The sequence below is a fragment of the Kitasatospora sp. NPDC004289 genome (assembly GCF_053602875.1).
On sequence record NZ_JBSGEL010000037.1, the window covers coordinates 44,646 to 65,543 of the forward strand.

The 20,898-nt window shown below is 73.9% G+C and carries 14 protein-coding genes and 1 tRNA gene; 1 reads left to right on the forward strand and 14 read right to left on the reverse strand.

The features are described 5' to 3' along the window. Nucleotides 1–43: 43 nt before the first annotated feature. The 14 genes from ACWEPF_RS24195 to bldG form a co-directional block, all read right to left on the reverse strand. Entirely contained in the window at nt 44–907 is an 864-nt protein-coding gene (locus ACWEPF_RS24195; RefSeq protein ID WP_452174123.1) for a hypothetical protein, read from the reverse strand. A 171-nt stretch (nt 908–1,078) separates the two neighbouring features. Beyond that, nucleotides 1,079–1,152, reverse strand: a tRNA-Thr gene (locus ACWEPF_RS24200). 110 nt (nt 1,153–1,262) lie between these two features. Then, nucleotides 1,263–1,919, reverse strand: coding sequence for a leucine efflux protein LeuE (gene leuE / locus ACWEPF_RS24205; protein WP_452174124.1), 657 nt, complete (start codon nt 1,917–1,919; stop codon nt 1,263–1,265). 88 nt (nt 1,920–2,007) lie between these two features. Beyond that, the gene (locus ACWEPF_RS24210; RefSeq protein WP_452174125.1) at nt 2,008–3,615 is read right to left on the reverse strand and encodes an alpha/beta hydrolase; all 1,608 of its coding nucleotides are present in this window, start codon (nt 3,613–3,615) and stop codon (nt 2,008–2,010) included. 270 nt (nt 3,616–3,885) lie between these two features. Continuing rightward, nucleotides 3,886–4,956, reverse strand: a complete 1,071-nt coding sequence (locus ACWEPF_RS24215) for a hypothetical protein (protein WP_452174126.1) — start codon at nt 4,954–4,956, stop codon at nt 3,886–3,888. A gap of 207 nt (nt 4,957–5,163) precedes the next feature. Beyond that, entirely contained in the window at nt 5,164–6,396 is a 1,233-nt protein-coding gene (locus ACWEPF_RS24220; RefSeq protein ID WP_452174127.1) for a DNA polymerase III subunit delta', read from the reverse strand. A gap of 199 nt (nt 6,397–6,595) precedes the next feature. Further along, nucleotides 6,596–9,868 (reverse strand): dTMP kinase, encoded by a 3,273-nt coding sequence (gene tmk, locus ACWEPF_RS24225; protein WP_452174128.1) that lies wholly within the window; start codon nt 9,866–9,868, stop codon nt 6,596–6,598. 193 nt (nt 9,869–10,061) lie between these two features. After that, on the reverse strand, nt 10,062–12,920 hold the full coding sequence (gene topA, locus ACWEPF_RS24230) for a type I DNA topoisomerase (RefSeq protein ID WP_452174129.1): 2,859 nt from the start codon (nt 12,918–12,920) through the stop codon (nt 10,062–10,064). Between the two features lie 419 nt (nt 12,921–13,339). Further along, nucleotides 13,340–13,795, reverse strand: a complete 456-nt coding sequence (locus tag ACWEPF_RS24235; RefSeq protein WP_452174130.1) for a hypothetical protein — start codon at nt 13,793–13,795, stop codon at nt 13,340–13,342. A gap of 251 nt (nt 13,796–14,046) precedes the next feature. After that, nucleotides 14,047–15,582 (reverse strand): DUF7059 domain-containing protein, encoded by a 1,536-nt coding sequence (locus ACWEPF_RS24240; protein WP_452174131.1) that lies wholly within the window; start codon nt 15,580–15,582, stop codon nt 14,047–14,049. A 149-nt stretch (nt 15,583–15,731) separates the two neighbouring features. Then, entirely contained in the window at nt 15,732–16,475 is a 744-nt protein-coding gene (locus ACWEPF_RS24245) for a hypothetical protein (RefSeq protein ID WP_452174132.1), read from the reverse strand. 29 nt (nt 16,476–16,504) lie between these two features. Further along, nucleotides 16,505–16,873, reverse strand: a complete 369-nt coding sequence (locus ACWEPF_RS24250; protein WP_452174133.1) for a cyclophilin-like fold protein — start codon at nt 16,871–16,873, stop codon at nt 16,505–16,507. Nucleotides 16,874–17,044: 171 nt separating this feature from the next. Continuing rightward, a complete protein-coding gene (locus tag ACWEPF_RS24255) occupies nt 17,045–17,470 on the reverse strand; it encodes an ATP-binding protein (protein WP_345289614.1) in 426 nt (141 codons plus the stop codon). A 273-nt stretch (nt 17,471–17,743) separates the two neighbouring features. Continuing rightward, nucleotides 17,744–18,085, reverse strand: a complete 342-nt coding sequence (gene bldG, locus ACWEPF_RS24260) for an anti-sigma factor antagonist BldG (protein WP_345289613.1) — start codon at nt 18,083–18,085, stop codon at nt 17,744–17,746. Nucleotides 18,086–18,311: 226 nt separating this feature from the next. Between bldG and ACWEPF_RS24265 the strand changes: the two genes are divergently transcribed. Continuing rightward, a complete protein-coding gene (locus tag ACWEPF_RS24265; RefSeq protein ID WP_452174134.1) occupies nt 18,312–20,651 on the forward strand; it encodes a DEAD/DEAH box helicase in 2,340 nt (779 codons plus the stop codon). Nucleotides 20,652–20,898 lie beyond the last annotated feature (247 nt).

The window sequence follows — 20,898 nt, forward strand, 5'->3', positions numbered from 1 at the left end:
CGAGTCCACCTCGGTCCGGGCCCGCCTTCAGCGTTTCATCCCCTCACTTCACCGGGATGTCCACGTTCAGCACGGACCGGTGCGGCGGCGGGTTCGCCGGCGCCTCGTAGGTCACCACCGCCCGCACCGTGCTCCCGGGCTCGCAGCCCTCGCCCACCTTCACCGCGAAGTCCCGCTTCGCCGACCGCCAGGTGTTGCTGACGATGTCGTTCGGACAGACGGCGGTCGTGCCGTCCACCGAGATCTCGCACTGGCTCCCCTCGGCCGTGGGCACGAACCGCGACCCGGGCGGCAGTTGGGCCACCACCCGGCCCCGCCACGGGTAGTCCACCGACGGGCCGAGGTTGCTCTCCTCCACCTGGAACTCCGCCGTCCCGCCCGGCGCGGTCGGCAGCGGCTGCTTGCTCAGCGCCAGGAACGCACCCGTCACCGGCGCGGTGATCACCGAACTCCACGTCGCCGAGTTGTCCGACTGGTCCTGGTCCGCCGCCCAACTCACCTCCGCCGTACCGCCGTCGAAGGTCCTCGACCCGTCCATCCCGGCCAGCGTCCGGGCCCGCAGCTTCACGTGCGTGCAGTCGTGCGGGTAGAGCCCCTTCCCCAGCTCGAACTTGATCCAGTTCCACCCGCCGTCCACCACCCCGAAGCTCTCCGAGGTCAGCTCCATCCCCTCCCCGGGCGGCCCGTTCACCACCAGCACCGCATCCTCCTGCGGCGCCTCGCTCCCCTGGTTGCACACCACCACCGTGAACGGCGCCACCTCCCCCGGCGCCGACGGCTCCGGCGCCGCCACCGACACCGCCAGATCACGCACGTACGGCGGCCCGTCCGCCGGCGCCGCCTGCGCACCCACCGGAACGAGCGCAGCCGCAACCACCACAGCAGCCACCACCACGGGAACCCTCACGGGCCTCTCCCTCGACGACGTCACGGGCAGCACGGCTCGCCACCCGCAGTTCGCCCACGAAGCTATCCGCCCCCACCCACCCCCGTCGCCGCCCGCACGGGTGAATCCGGGCTCCGGGCACAACAGAAGAGGCCCGGTCAGGTTTCCCTGACCGGGCCTCTTCGACTCCGGAGCCGCCTATGGGATTCGAACCCATGACCTACGCATTACGAGTGCGTTGCTCTGGCCAACTGAGCTAAGGCGGCACCGTTGCGTGGGGTGTGTGAACACGCCTTCGGCAACGCGGGCCAGTCTACACGCTGCGCACTCGTGCTCCGTACCGACTTTCCGGCAGGCACGGAGGCCGGGCCGGGGGTCAGGCCGAGGAGACCGCGAGCTTGGCGGCGAAGCCGGCGAAGAGGGCGGCGACGCCGGTGGTGAGGGTGGCGGAGAGGCGCTTGCGGCGGCGGAAGGCGGTGGCGAGGGTGGTGCCCGCGAAGATCAGGAGGGAGAGGTACAGGACGCTGAAGGTCTGGAGGACGCCGCCGAGGAGGGAGAAGGAGAGGATCGGCGCGCCGTAGGTCGGGTCGACGAACTGGGTGAAGAAGGAGAGCAGGAAGAGGATGGCCTTGGGGTTGAGCAGGCTGATCACCAGGGCGCGGCGGAACGGGCGCTCGGTGTCGGCCTGCGGGGCCTCGTCGGTGGACTCGGCGGCGGGGACGGCGTGCCGCTCGCGCCAGAGCTGGCGGGCGGCGCGGAGCATGCCGAAGCCGATCCAGAGCAGGTAGGCCGCGCCGCCGAACTTCACCACGGCGAAGACGGCCGGGTTGGCCTCCAGGAGGGAGGAGGCGCCGAGGGCGGTGAGGCTGATCAGGGTGAAGTCGCCGATGAAGACGCCGGCGGCGGCCTGGTAGCCGGTGCGTATGCCCTTGCGGGCGGCGACGGACAGGACGTAGAGCGAGTTGGGGCCGGGCAGCAGGACGATGACCAGGGCGCCGAGCACGTACGTCGCCAGGTCGTTGACTCCGAGCACGGAGCACTCCTTGGGCGGGCAGGGGTAGGGGCGGTCATCGTACATACGGACCGCCCGGGCGCCGAAGCCACTTTCCGCCCGGTGTGAGCTACTTCGCGCAGCGGGTGCCGTCGGCCGGGGCGTCGCCACCGAGGAGGTAGCGGTTGACCGCGCCGTCCACGCAGGTGTTGCGGCGGCCGTAGGCGGTGTGGCCGTCGCCGTCGTAGGTGAGGAGGCGGCCGGAGTCGAGCTGGTCGGCGAGGGACTGGGCCCAGGCGTAGGGGGTCGCCGGGTCGCGGGTGGTGCCGACCACGACGATCGGGGCGGAGCCGGCGGCGGCGATGGTGTGCGGGGCGCCGGTGGCGGGGACCGGCCAGTAGGCGCAGGCCAGGGCCATCCAGGCCATGTCACGGCCGAAGTGGGCGGAGGCCTTCTCGAAGTCCGGGACGGCGGCGGCGGCCTCGGCGGGCGAGGCGAAGGGGGCGGGGAGGTCGAGGCAGTTGACGGCCATGTTGGCGTACATGAGGTTCGGGTAGCTGCCGTCGGACTCGCGCTCGTAGTACTGGTCGGAGAGCTTGAGCAGACCGGTGCCGTCGCCGGCCTTGGCGGAGGTGAGCACGGTGCGCAGCTGGGGCCAGAGGAACTCGGCGTACATCGCGTGGATCACGCCGGTGGTGGCCTGGGCCTCCGTCAGCTTCCGGGCGGGGTCGGAGGTGGGCAGCGGGGCGCCGTCGAGCTGCTTGAAGAGGGCGAGCAGCTGCTCGCCGGCCTTCTGTTCGGTGTCGCCGAGCGCGCACTCCCCGCCGTGCTTGGCGCAGTCCTTGGCGAAGGCGGACCAGGCGGTCTCGAAGCCGGCCGCCTGGGTCCGGTTGCCGGCGACGGCGTCGAGCGCCGGGTCCATCGCGCCGTCCAGCACCATCCGGCCGACCTTGGCGGGGTAGAGGCCGGCGTAGGTGGCGCCGAGGAAGGTGCCGTAGGACTTGCCGAGGTAGCTGATCTTCTCGTCGCCGACCAGGGCGCGCAGCACGTCCAGGTCGCGGGCCGACTCGACCGTGGAGACGTGACCGAGCACGGCGCCCGCGTTCTGCTTGCACCCCTCGGCGAACTCCTTGTCGGAGGCCACCAGGGCGTCGATCTCCGACTGGTCGTCAGGGGTGATGTCGACGGCGGTGTACGCGTCCATCCGCGGGCCGCTCAGGCAGGTCACCGGCCGGGAGCGGCCGACGCCACGCGGGTCCAGGCCGACCAGGTCGTACCCGGCGCGGACCTCGGCGTCGTAGCCCTTGGCCACCGCCTCCACGTAGTCGACGGCGGAGGCGCCGGGGCCCCCCGGGTTGAGCAGCAGCGAGCCGAGCTTGGCCCGGCCACCGGGACGGGTGGTGGCGGGCTTGCGGGCGGCGGCGAGGGTGAGATCGCCGCCGGACGGGGCGGCGTAGTCGAGCGGGACCTTGAAGGTGGCGCACTCGAACTCGCCGTCGCAGGGCTGCCAGGAGAGCTTCTGGGCGTAGTACGGGGCCAGCGCGGCCGGGGTGCCCTCCGGGAGCGGCTGGAGCGGGGTGGCACCGGCGCTCCGGGAGGCCGAGGCGCCCGAGGCGGCGTCCGAGGACGGCGGCGTGGACGAGGTGGGGCTGTCGGACCGGCCCGAGGTGCAACCGCCCACCAGCAGCGCGGCGGCGAGCAGGGCGGGCACGAGGCGGACGGGCCGGACTGCGCGCATCGGGGCGTCTTCTCTCGGCAGAGGGGGTCGGACGCCCCGAGCCTAGCGCCCGGTGATCGGCACGCCCGCGCTCCGGCGCACGGGCGTCGCCGCGCGCCCCGAACTCGCTTTCGAGCCCGCCGGTGCAAGTGCTCCGCTCCGCCACCGCCGCCGTCGCCACCACCGCCGGGGCCCGCAGCTCTGCTGTCGCCGGTACGGCGGCCGGGGCCGTCGGGGCCGCTGGATGCACAGGTGCGGCGGGCGTGGCGGGTGCGGCGGGTGCCGCGGCCGTCAGCGCGTCAGGTTCTCGGCCAGGTACTGGACCGCCACCCGGACCAGCCGGAGCCGCTCGCGGTCGGGGGCGAAGTCCCGGACCGCGTCGGAGAGCCGGACGTTGGCCTTGGCGGCCCGCCCCTGACCCTCCTTCAGTGCCTTCTGCAACCCGCGCGCCGCGCCCAGCCCCTCCGCGTCGTCCTTGGCCGCGGCCAGCAACAGCTTCGCCGCGCTCCCCTCCGGCGCCTCGGCCGCGGCGACCGCCAGCGCGGCGCCGTCGTACCGGCCGGAGACGGCGGCGGCCGCCCCGTACAGGTCGGGGCGGGCCAGTCCGGCGGCGGCCGCGCAGGCCGCGCCGCCCTCGACGCCCAGCACGCCCCAGCCGCCGGGGCCGGGCGGCAGGGTGCGGAAGGCGGCGCCGACGGCCGTCCGCAGCGCCTGGTCGTCGGCGATGGCCTGCGGGGCGGCGGCGACCAGTTCGCACGGGTGGCCGGTGCCGGCTGGGGCCGCCGGGGCGACCAGCACGAACGGGCGGGAGCGGCCCAGCTTCACGGCGGAGGCGACGCCCTCGAAGACGTCGGGGAGTTCGGCGTCGGCGGTCCGGCCGGTGGTGCCCGCGTGCAGCACCACGACCGGGAAGCGGGCCTGCGGCTCGGCGCGGTAGCGGTCCGGCAGCCAGACCCTGACCGTCCGGGGGCGGCCGTCCGGTCCGGCCACCTCACCCTCCATCAGTTCACCGCCCGCAGGCCTGCCGATCAGCTCGAACCGCGTCACCACGGGCGGGAGTTCGGCCCCGGAGGGGGACGGCTGCACCGGCGGCGCGGCGGGCCGCTCGGCCGCGACCACCGCGACGGCCTGCGCCGGACGGACGCCACGGCCGTCCAGGACGACCGCGACGGTGAGCGCGGTCACGCACATCCCGCACAGTACCGCGCCGCCGGCCCTGACCAGCAACGGCCGCTGCTCGGCGGTCAGTTCGTAGGTCTGGGCCGCCTTCAGGTCGCGCCAGCGGACCAGCGCGGCCCGGCCCAGCAGGAACCCGGCGACCAGGGCCACCACCAGCGGTACGACGAGGAACGGTCTGGGCATGCGGCGCACCACCTCTCGGTTCTCGGTGCACAGCGTGCCGGGCGCAGCGGCGGGCGGCGGGACGGCTCCCGGGGCGGGTCCGCGATTCACTCGAAGGGAGGAGGTGATGTTTCGTCAACTCACCGCCGTACGGCGGCAACCGACCGCCGCTGCCAGTCGGAGCCCCAGCCCCGGCTCCAGCTCCACGGGGTCGCGCAGCGGTGCTGCTCAGCCCGCCCGGAGGGCGACCGTCATCGCCTCGACCGCCAGCAGCGGGTCGACGTTCCGGTCCAGGGCGCGGCGGCAGGCCAGCACGGCCTCGATCCGGCGCAGCGTGTTCTCCGCGCTCCCGGCGCCCGCGACCCGGCCGAGCGCCTGGCGCTGGTCCTCGTTGGACAGCGCGCCGGTGGAGCCGAGCTGGAGCGCCAGCACGTCCCGGTAGAAGCCGAGCAGGTCCAGCAGGGCGACGCCGAGCGTCTCGCGCCGGGTCCTGGTGGCCCGGCTCTTCTGGCGCTTCTCCAGCTCCTTGACGGCGCCCGCCATCCCGCGCGGCGCGCGGCTGCCCTCGACCGCCCCGTAAGCCGCCCTCAGATCGCCCGTCTCCTTGGCGTCCTGAGTCTCCGCCAGCGCCTCGGCGTCCGCCTTGGCGGTGTCCACCAGCCGCTGGGCGGCGGCCAGGCAGCCTCCGATGTCGGCGACCTCCAGCGGGATCTTCAGCACGTCCAGGCGACGGGCCCGGGCCTGCTCGTCCACGGCCAGGCGGCGGGAGCGCTCGATGTCCCCCTGCCCGGCCAGCGCCGCCAGCCGCGCCGCCTCCGGCTCGACCCCGTCCCGGCGGACCAGCATGTCGGCCACCGCCTCGGCGGCCGGGGTGCGCAGCACCAGCAGGCGGCAGCGCGAACGGATGGTGGGCAGCACGTCCTGCACCGAGGGGGCGCAGAGCAGCCACACGGTGCGCGGGGAGGGCTCCTCCACGCCCTTCAGCAGCGCGTTGGCCGCCGCCTCGGTCAGCCGGTGCGCGGCGTCCACCAGGATCACCGACCAGCGGCCGCCGGTCGGGTAGCTGGCGGCGCGCAGCACCAGGTCGCGCATGTCGCCGACACCGATCGACAGGCCGTCGGTGCGGACGTACTTCACGTCGGCGTGGCTTCCGGACAGCACCGTGTGGCAGCCGTCGCAGAAACCGCAGCCCGGAACGCCGCCGAGCTCGAGGTCCGGGCTGGTGCACTGGAGGGCCGCCGCGAAGGCCCGCGCGGCGGTGGTCTGCCCGGCGCCCGGCGGGCCGGTGAACAGCCAGGCGTGCGTCATCAGCGAGGCGTTCCCACCCGGGACGGGGGCACCCTCCGACGCTCCGTCAGCACCCGCGCGCCCGGCGGCCACCGTCGCCCGCGCCGCCACGGCCGCCGCCGTCAGCTGCTCGACCACCCGATCCTGGCCGACCAGGTCGTCCCACACACTCACGCCGCACTCCCTCGTCCCACCCGAGCCTAACCGCAACGGCGGACACCCACGGGCCCGCCGCCGAGACGCACCCGCCACGGCCGCGCCGACCGCAGGAGAGGTCGACGCCGTGCCCCGCCCCCGCCACGCGGAAGCGGCGGCACGCGGAAGGGGCGGGCCCGGCCACCGGCCGCGCCCGCCCCTCCGATCGATCCAACGGCTACTTGCGCTTGCGACCCTTGCGGTCGCGGTCCTGCTCCTCGCCGTTCTCGTCCCAGCGCGCCCACTCCTCGCGGGAGCCGAGCAGGCTGTCGGTCAGGCTGGGCAGGTCGTCCATCGGGGTCTCCTCGGCCCAGGACGGCCGCGGCCGCGGCTCCTCCACCGGCAGCGGCAGCTCCCGGGTCGACTCGGCCTCGGACTCCGCCGGAGCGGCCGGCTCGTCCCGCCACAGGTCGGACGGCACCCGGTCCGCGGGAGCAGCAGGAGCAGCGGGCGCGGTCGGCCTGGCAGGCCGGACGGGCTCGGCCGGCAGCTTGGGCAGCTCGGCGGTCCGGGCACCCTCCACCTTCGGCAGCACGGCCGTCTCGTCCGCGGGGACCCGCGGCAGGACCGCCGTCTCACCCGCCGCCGGCACCCGCGGCAGCACCGCGGTCTCGTCCGCCGGGACGCGCGGCAGCACGGCCGTCTCGTCGGCCGGCATCCGCAGCTCGGTGGTGGTCTGGTCCCGGTCCCGGCCCGGGTGGGCCAGCTCCATGGTGGTGGTCGCCTCGTTCGAGGACGCCGCCCCCGAGTCCTCCGCCTCGGCAGCCGACGCAGCCGACGCAGTCGGCGCAGTCGGCGCAGCAGCCGCAGCCGTCGTCGCGGCAGCCGCGGCCGCGGCGACCCGCGCCGCCTCCGCCCGCTGCAGCGCCTCCTCGGCCCGCCGCCGCTGTTCGGCCCGCTGCTCCTCGCGCTGGCGCTGCAGCTCCGCCTGCGCCGCCGCCTCGGCGGCCAGCCGCTGCCGCTCCGCCTCCTCGGCCTTGCGCCGTTCGGCCTCCGCCGCCGCCCGGACCGCAGCCTCCTCGGCCTGACGGGCCGCCTCGGCCTCCGCCTTGAGGCGCGCCTCCTCGGCGGCCTTGGCCGCCGCCTCCGCCGCGAGCCGCTCGGCCTCCTCGCGGGCCAGCCGGTCCTTCTCCTCCTGCTCCTTCCGGAGCTCCTCCAGCAGTTCGAGCCGCTTGCGCTCGGCCTCCTCGGCCTCGGCCTTCAGGCGGGCCTCCTCGGCGGCGCGGCGCGCGGCCTCCTCGCGGGCCAGCCGCTCCTGCTCGAGCTTGGCGGCCTTCTCCTGCTCGGAGAGCGGCAGCTCGCGGTCGAGCCGGTGGCGGATCGCGGTCGTCACGAAGGCGGGCTGCTGGCTGCCGTCCACCACGAGGTAGCGGGCGGGGTCGGCCGCGGCCAGCGCGAGGAACCCGGCGCGCACGCGGGCGTGGAACTCGGTGGGCTCGGACTCCAGCCGGTCGAGCGCCTCGGTGAAGCGCTCGCGCGCCGCCTCGGGGGCGACGTCCAGCACCACGGTCAGGTCGGGCACCAGGCCGCCGGTGGCCCAGCGGGAGATCCGGGCCACCTCGGTGGCGGCCAGGTCGCGGCCCGCGCCCTGGTAGGCGATGGACGAGTCCATGTACCGGTCGGTGATCACCACGGCGCCGCGCTCCAGCGCGGGGCGGATGACGTTCTCGACGTGCTCGGCCCGGTCGGCCGCGTAGATCAGCGCCTCGGCCCGGTGCGAGAGGCCGGTGTTGCCGACGTCCAGCACCAGGGCGCGCAGCCGCTGGCCGATCGGCGAACCGCCCGGCTCGCGGGTGACCACGACCTCGTGGCCCTTGCTGCGGATCCACTCGGCCAGCGCGTTCGCCTGCGTGGACTTGCCGGCACCGTCCCCGCCCTCCAGGGCGATGAAGTAGCCGGTGCCGCTCACCCGGTGGGCCGGGACCACGTCCGCGCCCCGGACCGAGCGCAGCAGCTCGCGGCCGAACGGCACGGTGCCCCGCTGGTCGTCGGTCTTCAGCAGCACCACGGCGGCGAGCACCAGCACCAGCAGGCCGGCGGAGCCGACGGCCAGCGCGGCGCCGTCGTGGATGAAGGTGAAGCTGCCCGGCTCGACCTCGCCGAGCGAGATCTCGCCGTACCCGGCCGCGGCCAGCGGCATCAGCACCAGTGCGGCGCCGACCACCACCCGCAGCACCGCGTGGAGGTGCTCGGTGACCTTGGGCAGCCGGGCCTCCTCGACCTCCTGGGCGAGCAGCGTCCGGCCGGTGCCGATCACCACGCCGGCGGCCAGACCGGCCAGCACGGTGAGCAGCAGGACCAGGACGAAGTCCAGCACCAGCCCGGCCAGGATCAGCGCCAGGCCCTCGGTGATCAGGGCCAGCGCCAGCAGCCGGCGGCGGGAGAGCGAGGGCAGCAGCGGACGGGTGATCCGGACGCCGACGGCGGGGGCGAGGCCCGCGGCCAGCACCACCAGGCCGTAGCCGATCGGGCCGCCCCGGTGGTCGACCGAGGTGAGCAGGCCGAGCGCGGCCACGCCGGCCATCGAGGCGTAGGCGGCGGCCACCGCGAAGGTGAAGTAGGGGGCGGAGCCGGTCCGGCCCTTGCTCAGCGCGGGGCCGGGGGTGGCGTCGGTCGGGGCGCGCAGGCCCTGCAGCGGGGAGCGCGGGGCTCCGGCCGCGCCGGAGGGCAGCTGCTGGAGGAAGACCAGCACGGCGGCGGCGGCCAGCAGCAGCGCGGCGCCCACCCCGGCGGTGGTGAACTGGTGCGTCCTCAGCCAGTCCGAGCCGAAGGCGGCGAAGACGTTGTTCAGCAGGGTCAGCGCGACCAGCAGGGCACCCGCCAGCGGCACCACGGCCCAGCCGGTCCGCAGGTCGACCGAGCGGACGGTCTCCAGGTAGGCGGCCGAGGGCCGCTGCTCCGACTCGACGGCGTACGGGTCGGCGACCGGCAGCAGGCCGGGGACGGCCGCGTCCTTGGCCACCGTCCAGACCCGCTCGGCCGCACCGGCCAGGAAGGCGGTGCCGAGCAGCAGCCAGAGCGCCGAGCCGGACGACCAGGTGAGCCACCAGGGTGCGATCCCGATCAGGACCGCTCGGAAGGCGTCCGATCCGAACAGCACCCAGCGCCGGTCCAGCTTCGAAGCGACCAGACCGTGCACCGGTCCGAGCAGCGCCGCGCCGAACAGCACGGTGGCCAGCAGCCGCGAGGCCAGCAGCGCGGCGACGGCCAGCGCCCCCGCCCGGTACCCGTGCCCGAACTGACCCCCGATCAGCGCGGCCACCCAGGCCAGGCCGACCAGCACCATCAGCCCGAGCCGGTCACCGGCCCCGCCGATCAGCTGCGCGGTCCACAGCCTCCGGTACGGGCGCAGCCGCAGCAGCGCCCTGGCCCGCTCGCCGGGCGTCCCGGCGGGACGGATCTCCGGTGGCTCGGGGGCACTGGTGGGGCTGGGCTGCTCCTCGCTCGTCATACCGTCAGCGTAGCGGTCACCGCCCGGCGGATAAGAGGGGCGAGTCCCTCCGGAACGCCGTCATCACAGGGTTGTGACACTCCCCTCGCACCCGGCACCGCAGCGAGCCCGCCCGCCCCGCACGCGACGAGGGCCCGCACCGGAGTGCGGGCCCTCGTCGTGGAGCGTCCTGCTCAGTCCTGCCCGGTCCTGCTCACTCCTGCTCGGGAGCCGCCGCCTTCTTCGCCGCGACCTTCTTGGCGGCGGTCTTCTTCGCCGTGGTCCCGGCCGCCGTGGTCTTCTTGGCGGCGGTCTTCTTCGCTGTGGTGGTCTTCTTGGCGGCGGTGGTCTTCTTGGCCGCCGCCTTCTTTGCCGGAGCCTTCTTGGCCGCCTTCTTCACCGGCCCGCGGGCCCGCTTCTCGGCCAGCAGCTCGTAGCCGCGCTCCGGGGTGATGCCCTCCACCGAGTCGTCCTTGCGGAGCGTCGCGTTGGTCTCCCCGTCGGTCACGTACGCTCCGAAACGGCCGTCCTTGACCACCACCGGTCGCTCGCTGACCGGGTCGGTGCCCAGCTCCTTGAGCGGCGGCGCGGCGGCGGCGCGGCCGCGCTGCTTCGGCTGGGCGTAGATCGCCAGCGCCTCCTCGAGGGTGACCGTGAACATCTGCTCCTCGCTGGTCAGCGAGCGCGAGTCGGTCCCCTTCTTGAGGTACGGGCCGTAGCGGCCGTTCTGCGCGGTGATCTCCACGCCCTCGGCGTCGGTGCCGACCACCCGGGGCAGCGAGAGCAGCATCAGCGCGTCGGCCAGCGTGACGGTGTCCAGGGACATCGTCTTGAGCAGCGAGGCGGTGCGCGGCTTGACCGCGTTCTTGCCGGTCTTCGGGGTGCCCTCGGGCAGGATCTCGGTGACGTACGGGCCGTAGCGGCCGTCCTTGGCGACCAGCATGTTGCCGGACTCCGGGTCCTTGCCCAGCTCGAAGTCGCCGCTGGGCTTGGCCAGCAGCTCCTCGGCCAGCTCGATGGTCAGCTCGTCCGGCGGCAGCTCGTCGGGGATGTCGGCGCGCTGGCCGGGCTCGCCCTCGACCGGCGAGGCCTTCTCCACGTACGGGCCGTAGCGGCCGACCCGCAGGGTGATCTCCTCGTTCAGCGGGAACGAGCTGATCTCCCGGGCGTCGATCGCGCCGAGGTCGGTGACCAGTTCCTTGAGCCCGCCGAGGTGGTCGCCGTCGCCGTTGCCCGCGTCGGCCGCGCCGCCCGCGATCGCGGCACCCTCGCCCTCGCCGAAGTAGAAGCGCTTGAGCCACGGCACGGACTCGGCCTCACCGGCCGCGATCCGGTCGAGGTCGTCCTCCATCTTGGCGGTGAAGTCGTAGTCGACCAGCCGGCCGAAGTGCTTCTCCAGCAGGTTCACCACGGCGAACGACAGGAAGGAGGGAACCAGTGCGGTGCCCTTCTTGAAGACGTACTTCCGGTTGATGATCGTGTCGATGATCGACGCGTAGGTCGACGGGCGGCCGATCTCCCGGTCCTCGAGCTCCTTGACCAGCGAGGCCTCGGTGTAGCGGGCCGGCGGCTTGGTCGAGTGGCCCTCGGGGTTGAGCTGCTCGGCGGCCAGCGGGTCGCCCTCGGTGACCTGGGGCAGCCGGCGCTCGCGGTCGTCCAGCTCGGCGTTCGGGTCGTCGGCGCCCTCGACGTAGGCCTTGAGGAAGCCGTGGAAGGTGATGATCTTGCCGGAGGCGGAGAACTCCACGTCCTGCCCGGTGGCGGCCCGGCCGCCGACCTTGACCGTCACCGACTGGCCGACGGCGTCCTTCATCTGGGAGGCGACGGTGCGCATCCAGATCAGCTCGTAGAGCCGGAACTCGTCGCTGCTCAGACCGGTCTCGGCCGGGGTGCGGAAGCGGTCGCCGGAGGGGCGGATCGCCTCGTGCGCCTCCTGGGCGTTCTTGACCTTGGAGGCGTAGGTGCGCGGGGCGTCCGGCAGGTAGTCGGCACCGTAGAGCTGGGTGACCTGGGCCCGGGCGGCCGCGATCGCGGTGTCCGAGAGCGTGGTCGAGTCGGTTCGCATGTAGGTGATGAAGCCGTTCTCGTACAGCTTCTGGGCCACCTGCATGGTGCGCTTGGCGCCGAAGCCCAGCTTGCGGCTGGCCTCCTGCTGGAGCGTGGTGGTGCGGAACGGCGCGTACGGCGAGCGGCGGTACGGCTTGGACTCGACGCTGCGGACCGAGAACGCGGTCTGCTCCAGGGCCGCGGCCAGCGCGCGGGCGGCCGTCTCGTCCAGGTGCAGCGTGTTGGTGCTCGCGGCCTTCAGCTGCCCGTCCGAACCGAAGTCGCGACCGCTGGCGATCCGCTTGCCGTCCACCTGGGAGAGCCGGGCACCGAAGGACTCCGGGTTGGCGGCGTCCACCGCGGTGCGGCCGGTGCCGAAGGTGCCGGTCAGGTCCCAGTACGAGGCGGTGCGGAAGGCCATCCGCTCGCGCTCGCGCTCGACCACCAGCCGGGTGGCGACGGATTGCACGCGGCCAGCCGAGAGCTTCGGCATGACCTTCTTCCAGAGCACCGGCGAGACCTCGTAGCCGTAGAGGCGGTCGAGGATGCGGCGGGTCTCCTGGGCGTCCACCAGGCGCTGGTTCAGCTCGCGCGGGTTGCGCACGGCCTCCTGGATGGCGTCCTTGGTGATCTCGTGGAAGACCATCCGGTGCACCGGCACCTTGGGCTTCAGGACCTGCTGGAGGTGCCACGCGATGGCCTCGCCCTCGCGGTCCTCATCGGTGGCGAGGAAGAGCTCGTCGGACTCCGCGAGCAGCGACTTGAGCTTGGTGACCTGCGACTTCTTGTCCGCGTTCACCACGTAGATCGGAGCGAAGTCGTGGTCCACGTCGACGCCGAGGCGGCGCACCTCGCCGGTGTACTTGTCCGGCACCTCGGCGGCCGTGCCAGGGAGGTCGCGGATGTGCCCCACGCTGGCCTCGACGACGTAGCCGGGGCCCAGGTAGCCCTTGATCGTCTTGGCCTTGGCCGGCGACTCGACGATGACGAGTCGCTTGCCGTGCGCGGTCTCGCTGCTCGGGGACACCTTCGCTCTTCTCTCCCGGTCGTTAACGTCTGCTGGGCGGCGCGTGGCGGCCGGGAAGAGCGCGAAAAATCCCGTCCTCCCCGCCGTGTGGAGCTGCCGCTCCGCGACGGCCCCACCAGCGGAGTGTGACCGTACCCTGGCCACCCTTGTCAAACGAACGGATCGCACTTTTTCACCGGCAAGGCCGACCTACGCCACTCGAACGGTAACCCGATGAGGAGCGTTCCCGCCGCGCGGAGGGGGGTGCAGGGCCTTCCGGGAGTCGGATTCCGGACGCGGACGACCGTTCAGCGAGCAGGCCGCACGAGGAGCAAGGCGACGGAGGGACAGCCCCGCACGTCCGCCTCACTCGGACGGGAAGCGGCTGGTTCGTATCCGCACCGATTGCCGGGGGGCGTACGCGCCCCATCCACCGGGACCTACCGGGCGAGCACCTCGCCGAGCAGGCTGAGACCGCCGGCCAGTGCACTGGTGCCGAGCAGCAGCCAGAGCACGTCGCCGGGGACCGCCGAACCGGCCGAGCCGGCCGCCAGCACCACGCGGTTCGGCCGCCGGGCGTCGTACCGGACCTGCACCGCCGTCCCGGGCGTCAGCCAGGCCGGACGCCGCAACGGGGTCTGCCCGCGCGGCCTGGTCAGCACCGAACGGTCCGGACCGGTCGGGACGGAGAGCAGTGGGGCGCTGTCCAGCTCGCCGTAGGTGTCGACGCGGTGCTCACCGAAGGCGTCGTGGTCCGCGACCACCCGGGCGGTGGCGGGCACGCCGTGGCGGCGCAGGCGGTGGCGAAGTCGCAGTTCGACCGCGCACCAGAGCAGCAGCGCGCCACCGAACACCGTGAGTACCACCCCTGCCGCCAACGCCGTCGGCGTCTCCATCGCCCCGCCCCTCCACCGGCCCCGCCTCGTCCACAGCCTGTGGACAGGAGGCTGGCAGGCACGGGCGGCCGGGTGTCGTACGCCCACCGAAGCGGGGGCCACCCGGAGGTGAACCGGAGATGACGGATCGCCGCAGACACCCTGGTGGCCGTCCGACGGGCCCGCACCGCACCGCCCGCACATTCGAACACCGCCGGGGCCGCCCGCTGTCCACCGCCTGTGGACAACTGCGCGGCCCCGGCCGCGCACCGTCACCCCACGGGCTCGATGAACCCCTGCTCGGTCAGCAGCCGCAGCGACTCCGGCACCCGGTCCCGCAGCACCACCCGGTCCTCGCCGAGCAGTTGGGCGATGGCGTCCACGATCTCGCCCGCCGCCAGGGTGCCGTCGCAGACCCCGACGAAGCCCGCGCCGACGGTGTCCACCTTGGTCGCCCGGCGCATGCCCCGGTTGTGACGGAGGATCACGTGCTCGGGGTCCTCCGCGCCGGGGGCGCCGACCTGCTCCTGCACCACCTCGTCGGCGAGCTGGTAGCGGGCCGCCAGCAGCGCGGCGTCGTCGTGGGCGCGCAGGAAGTCCTGCCGGCCGAACCAGTCCTCGATGTGCGGGCCGAGCGGCTGCTCCACCGGGTGCGGCCACTCCTCGATCCGGACCGTCGGCTGCTCCGCGCCGCCCGCCCGCAGGGTGATCCAGCCGAACCCGACGCCCTCGACGCCGCCCGCCTCGAAGGCGTCCAACCACTCGCCGTACCGGGCCTGGTAGTCGGAACCTGGGCCGCGGTGGTCCCCGCCGTCGCGCAGCCAGAGCTCCGCGTAGTGGGCCACGTCCTGGACGTCGCGCTGCACCACCCAGGCGTCCAGGCCCGTCCCGGCCACCCAGCCGGCCACCCGGTCGTGCCAGTCCTCGCCCTTGACGTACTGCCAGTTCGCCAGCAGGTGGCAGTACCCGCCGGGCTCCAGGTGCGCGGCCGCGCCCCGGACGATCGAACGGCAGAGCTCGTCGCCCGCCATCCCGCCGTCCCGGTAGACGAAGCGGCTGCCGGGCGAGATCACGAAGGGCGGGTTGGAGACGATCAGGTCGAACTTCCCGTCCCCGACCGGCTCGAACAGGCTGCCCTCGGCGGTCTCCGCGTTCTCGAAGCCGGAGAGCGCCAGGGTCAGCGCGGTGAAGTGCAGCGCGCGCGGGTTGAGGTCGGTCGCGGTGACCTGCTGCGCGTGCCGGGCGGTGTGCAGCGCCTGCACGCCCGAACCGGAGCCCAGGTCGAGCGCCCGGCGCACCGGACGGCGCACCGCCAGGTTGGCCAAGGTGGTGGAGGCCCCGCCGACCCCGAGCACCAGGTCCTTGCGGGCCACCCCGTGCGCGGTCTCGCCGGAGCCGATGCCGCCCGCTCCGCCGACGGCGCAGCCCAGGTCCGAGACCACCCAGGCGTCCGCACTCGGCAGACCCGCCACCTCGTTGGCGTACGGGCGCACGTCCACGGTGGCCCGCACCTGCTCGCCGTCCCGGGCCAGCCAACGGTCCGTCAGGCAGTCCTCCACCGGCAGCGCGGCGGCAGCGGCCGCGTACGGGACCGGCTGCTGCAGCAGAAACAGCCGCACCAGGGTCTCCAACGGGCTACCGCCCCCGGTCGCCCGCAGCGCGGGCACGGCCTCGCTCCGGGCGAGCGCGGCGTACGCGGTCGGCCCGAGCAGGTCGAGGCACCCGTCGGCGGTGTAGGAGGCGGCGAGCAGCGCCTCGCGCAGCTTCGCGAGGCGGGCATGGTCAAGCACAGGGCTGCTACTGGTCACCGCCCCATTCTCCCGCCTGCCGACGCGGCCGCGCCCCGGCCGCGGGCCGGGAGGCAGGCCGCAGCCGGGCCGCAGGCCGGGGGCAGGCCGCAGCCCGGGCGCGGGGCGGGAGGCAGACGCGGCTACGGGCCGGGAGGCGACCGCCGGGGTCAGCTGCTCGGCGTCGCGGAGGGGGTCGCTGCGGCCGACTGCCCGGCGGTCGGGGACTGGCCCGCCGCGGGCGACTGTCCGCCCGCCTGGCCGCCGCCCTGACCGTCCGTCGGCGTAGTGCTGGGGGCGGGCGTCTGACCGCCGTCCTGGCCCTGCGTCTGACCGGCGGTCGGCTGGCTTCCCGCCGGAGCCGGGGAGGGCTTGCAGCCGGTCTGCTTGGAGATCGCCGCGCCGAGCTCGCCGCTCTGGAGCGTGTTGAGCGCGGCCGTGGACTGCTGGGCCAGCCGCTGGATCTGGTCGCTGACGCTGCGCAGACCGTCGGCGAACTTCGCCTGGTCCCCGTTGGGCAGCGCGGTCAGCTTCTGCTGGACGTCCAGGTAACCCTGGGCGGCCTGCTTGAGCTCCTCCGTCGCACCCTGCTGGACCTTGGCACCGTCACCGATCTTCGGCACGCCCGCCTTGGCGATCGCGTCCGCCAGCTGCTGGTTGGTCTGCGCCAGCGTCCCGAGGTCGGCGGCGAGCCGCTTCTGCAGGTCGGCCGGCGCCTCCCCCGGGACGACCTTGCCGCTGTCGTCGAGCGCGGCCGTGGACTGCGCGATCGGGTCATGGGCGGCGTCGCAGACGGTCTTCGCCCAGGAGTCGAGCGCGGCGCCGGAGTTGTCGTCGCCGCCGCAGCCGACGGCGCCCACCGCCAGTGTCAGGCCCAGCACGGGTGCGGCCCACAGCCGCTTCTCGAACTTCACGCTGCGAACCTACACGGCACCGCTCGGGCTCAGGCCCGCTCCACCCGGATCGCGTCCCCGGGGCGGACGGTGCGCAGCACGGCGGGATCGCCGTCCAGGGCGCCCAGCAGGTTGCAGGGGCTGGCGAGCCGGCACTCGCCGCCGCGCGAGACCGGCGTCGGGCCGTAGGGCAGCGCCAGGCTGTCGCCCTCGGTCCAGAACGCGACGGTGCCGGGGTCGACCACCTGGGCCGCGTCCTCCTCGACCGACGCGGCGACGGGCGTGCCGAAGTAGACCTCCTCGCCCCAGGTGTTCGCGGACGAGGTGATCGGGAGCGCCGCCCAGAGCGCCTCGGACGTGGGGGTGCGCCTCAACGTGGCCGTGGTGTGCCCGGCCGGCCAGAGGATGCGGATGCGCATGGGGAAGGTGTCCTTCTCTCGAAACGGATCCGATCGCGCCGAGAGCAGGGAACAGTCACCTTCAACAGTTTGTCAATGCCCTCGGGGTGGCCGAGAGCACCTGGGGCCCGGGGGTCGCGAGTCCCGGGGGTCGGGAGTCCCGGGGTCGGACCGGACCCGGCAGGCGAGGACTCAGAACTCATCGAGCTCCGGCGACAGCGGCCAGCTCATCCGGATCAACCCGCCACTGGCCCCCGAGGTCACCTCGACGTCCTCGACCAGGCCGGTGATCACCGCCAGCCCGAGCGCGTCCTCGGCGTCCTCCCCGGCCTCCTCGGCGTCGCTGCCGACCGGCGGCAGACCGGCGGCGCCGGCCTCGTCCTCGACCTCGATGAGGAAACGCTTCTCCTGGTCGGTGAGCGCAACCCGGACCGCGCCGTCGACACCACCGCGCTGGTGCAGGCCGACCGCCCGCGAACAGGCCTCGCCGACCGCGAGCCGGACCTCGTCGAGCACCGACTCATCGACTCCGGCGCGCCTCGCCACCGCCGCGGCCACCAGACGGGCCGTCCGCACGTGCTCGGGAAGTGCGCTGAACCGAAGTTCGACCGTTGCCATTGTCTTCCCCTCCGGGATCGTGCCCGGGATCGCACCCCGGGCTCGCGCGGGCCGGACGGCGCCGCGCCGGGGCAGTCGCCCACCATCCGCCACCGGCGGGGCCGCAGTGGCCCCGCCGGTGTGCGAGTGAGCTTCTATGGGCGCCGTCGAACGGAGCGGGGCGGAACCGGAGCCCCGAACCGCGCCGCTGACGGCAGATCAGCACCGCCCGGCCCGTGCCGGAACGGCCCTGACGCCTGGTCAGTCCACCAGGCGAGGGTGCCTGAGCACCCGTCAGTCGTTCGCCGCAACCGCGTCGTCCACCGACGTGTGGATCGGGAAGACCTTGGTCAGACCGGTGATCCGGAAGATCTTCAGGATGCGCTCCTGGTTGCACACCAGGCGGAGCGAACCCTCGTGCGCGCGGACGCGCTTGAGACCGCCGACCAGGACACCGAGACCGGTCGAGTCCAGGAAGTCCACGCCCTCCATGTCGACGACCAGGTGGTAGTTGCCCTCGTTGACGAGCTCGACCAGCTGCTCGCGCAGCTTGGGGGCGGTGTACACATCGATCTCGCCGCCAACCTCGACGACCGTACGGTCGCCGACAGTGCGGGTCGACAGGGACAGGTCCACGGAACCTCCAGCACCTTGCCTTGCTACGTCATTGCGATCCTCGGCCGGGTGGCCGCCACCGCTTGGTCGCAAGGCCGGGCACGGCACGGCCGCTGGTCTCGTGTACGAGCGCGGCGATGCAACCCTCGGCCATGCGGCCGTCACGGCTTCATTCAACCACCTGTGACCATGCCCGCACGATGGCTTGGCGCGATTCTCCGCCACGGCAGTGACACACTGGCTGCTCATGCCGCCCCGTCATCACCAGCCAGAGGCCCTGCTGACCACCCTGTCCACGAGCCGTGGCAGGGCTGACCGCCTCACCCATACGGAGCACATGGCAGCCCGGCCCGCCCGGTACGCACCGTGGCCGGAAGGCATCCGCCCCGAGATCGTGGCCGCTGCCGGGGAGCTCGGCATCACCGAGCCGTGGGCCCATCAGGCCGAGGCGATGGAATTGGCGCAATCCGGCCAAACTGTGGTGCTGGCCACAGGCACCGCCTCGGGCAAGTCGCTCGGCTACCTGGCGCCGGTGCTCAGCGAGCTGCTCAGCGGCACCGAGGCGCGCAACGGCCGCGGCGCCACCGCGCTCTACCTGGCACCGACCAAAGCCCTCGCCGCCGACCAGCGCCGCCGCGCGTCCGAACTCGCCCCCGGCCGGGTGCGGGCCGCCCTCTACGACGGGGACACCCCGTTCGAGGAACGCGAGTGGGTGCGCCAGTACGCCTCCTACGTCCTGACCAACCCCGACATGCTGCACCGGGGGATACTGCCCGCGCACCCGCGCTGGGCCTCCTTCCTCAAGACCCTGAAGTACGTGGTCATCGACGAGTGCCACACGTACCGCGGCGTCTTCGGCTCGCACGTCGCCCAGGTGCTGCGACGACTGCGACGGCTCTGCGCCCGCTACGGCTCCTCACCCACCTTCCTGCTCGCCTCCGCCACCACCGCCGACCCCGCCGTCACCGCGCGGCGGCTGACCGGGCTGCCGGCGGTGGCGGTGACCGAGGACGCCTCGCCGCGCGGACCACTGGTCTTCGCCCTCTGGGAGCCGCCGCTCACCGAGAACGTCGGCGAGCAGGGCGCCCCGGTCCGCCGCACCGCTACCGCCGAGGCCGGGTACCTGCTGACCGACCTGGTCGAACAGGGCACCCGCACGGTGGTCTTCGTCCGCTCACGGCGGGCCGCCGAACTGGTCGCCCTCCAGGCGCAGGAGCAGCTCGGCAACCCGCTGGCCTCCCGGGTCGCCGCCTACCGCGGCGGCTACCTGGCCGAGGAGCGCCGAGGGCTCGAACAGGCCCTGCACTCCGGCCGACTGCTCGGCCTGGCCTCCACCTCCGCGCTCGAACTCGGCGTGGACGTGTCCGGTCTGGACGCCGTCCTGATGGCCGGCTATCCCGGCACCCGCGCCTCGCTCTGGCAGCAGGCCGGCCGGGCCGGACGTGAGGCCCAGGGCGCCCTCGCCGTGCTGATCGCCCGGGACGACCCGCTGGACACCTACCTGGTGCACCACCCGGAGGCCCTGTTCGACACCCCGGTGGAGGCCACCGTCCTCGACCCGGACAACCCGCACGTGCTCGCCCCGCACCTGTGCGCGGCCGCCGCCGAACTCCCGCTCTGCGCTGAGGACCTGACGCTGTTCGGACCGTCCGCGGAGCCGCTGCTGCCGGTGCTGGAGAAGCGCGGCCTGCTCCGACGCCGGACGGACGGCTCCTGGTACTGGACCCGCCGGGAGCGGGCCGCCGATGCCGTGGACCTGAGGGGCAGCGGCGGCAACCCCGTGCAGATCGTGGAGGGTTCGACCGGTCGGCTGCTCGGCACCGTGGACGCGGCCGCCGCCCACACCACCGTGCACACCGGAGCGGTACACCTCCACCAGGGCCGCACCTACCTGGTGCAGGACCTCGACCTGGAGACCTCGGTCGCCCTGGTCGAACCGGCCGACCCGCCCTACACCACCTCCGCCAGGGACATCACCTCCATCTCCGTGCTCTCCACCGACACCACCGTCGAATGGGGCGAGGCCCGGCTCTGCTTCGGTTCGGTGGAGGTGGTCAACCAGGTGGTCGGATACCTGCGCAAGCGCATCTCCACCGGCGAGGTCCTGGGTGAGAGCAAGCTCGACCTCCCGCCCAGGACCCTGCGCACCCGGGCCGTCTGGTGGTCCGTCACCGAGGACCAACTGCTCGACGCCGTCATCCCGTTCGACCAACTCCCGGGCGCCGCCCACGCGGCGGAGCACGCCTCGATCGGCCTCCTCCCGCTCTTCGCGACCTGCGACCGCTGGGACATCGGCGGGGTCTCGGTGCCGCTGCACCCGGACACCGGTCTGCCGACGGTCTTCGTGTACGACGGCCACTCAGGCGGGGCCGGCTTCGCCGAGCGCGGCTTCCACGGCGCCGAACAGTGGCTCACCGCGACCCGCGAGGCCATCGCGGCCTGTGAGTGCGAGCGGGGGTGCCCGTCGTGCGTGCAGTCCCCGAAGTGCGGCAACGGGAACGATCCGCTGGACAAGGCGGCGGCAGTTCGGCTGCTGGACGTCCTGTTGGCGGGGGCCCCTGGGCGGCAGGTCTCGAAGGACGGTTGACGCTCTGACAGCTCGTTGCCGCAGGCAGCTCGGCCCCCTGTGGTGCGGGCGGCAACCGAGGGCACCGGGGCGGGGTCAGTGGCGGTGCCGGGAGCAACGGTGACGGGCTCAGCCGGTGCGGACTCGAGCAGGAGTGGCACGCCCGGAAGAGCCTCGGCAGGAAGGGGCACGCCCTGAAAGGGATCTACCGGCAGGGGTTCGGCCGACAGAGGTTCGGCCGGCAGGTGCTCGACGGCGGTGCTGCCGA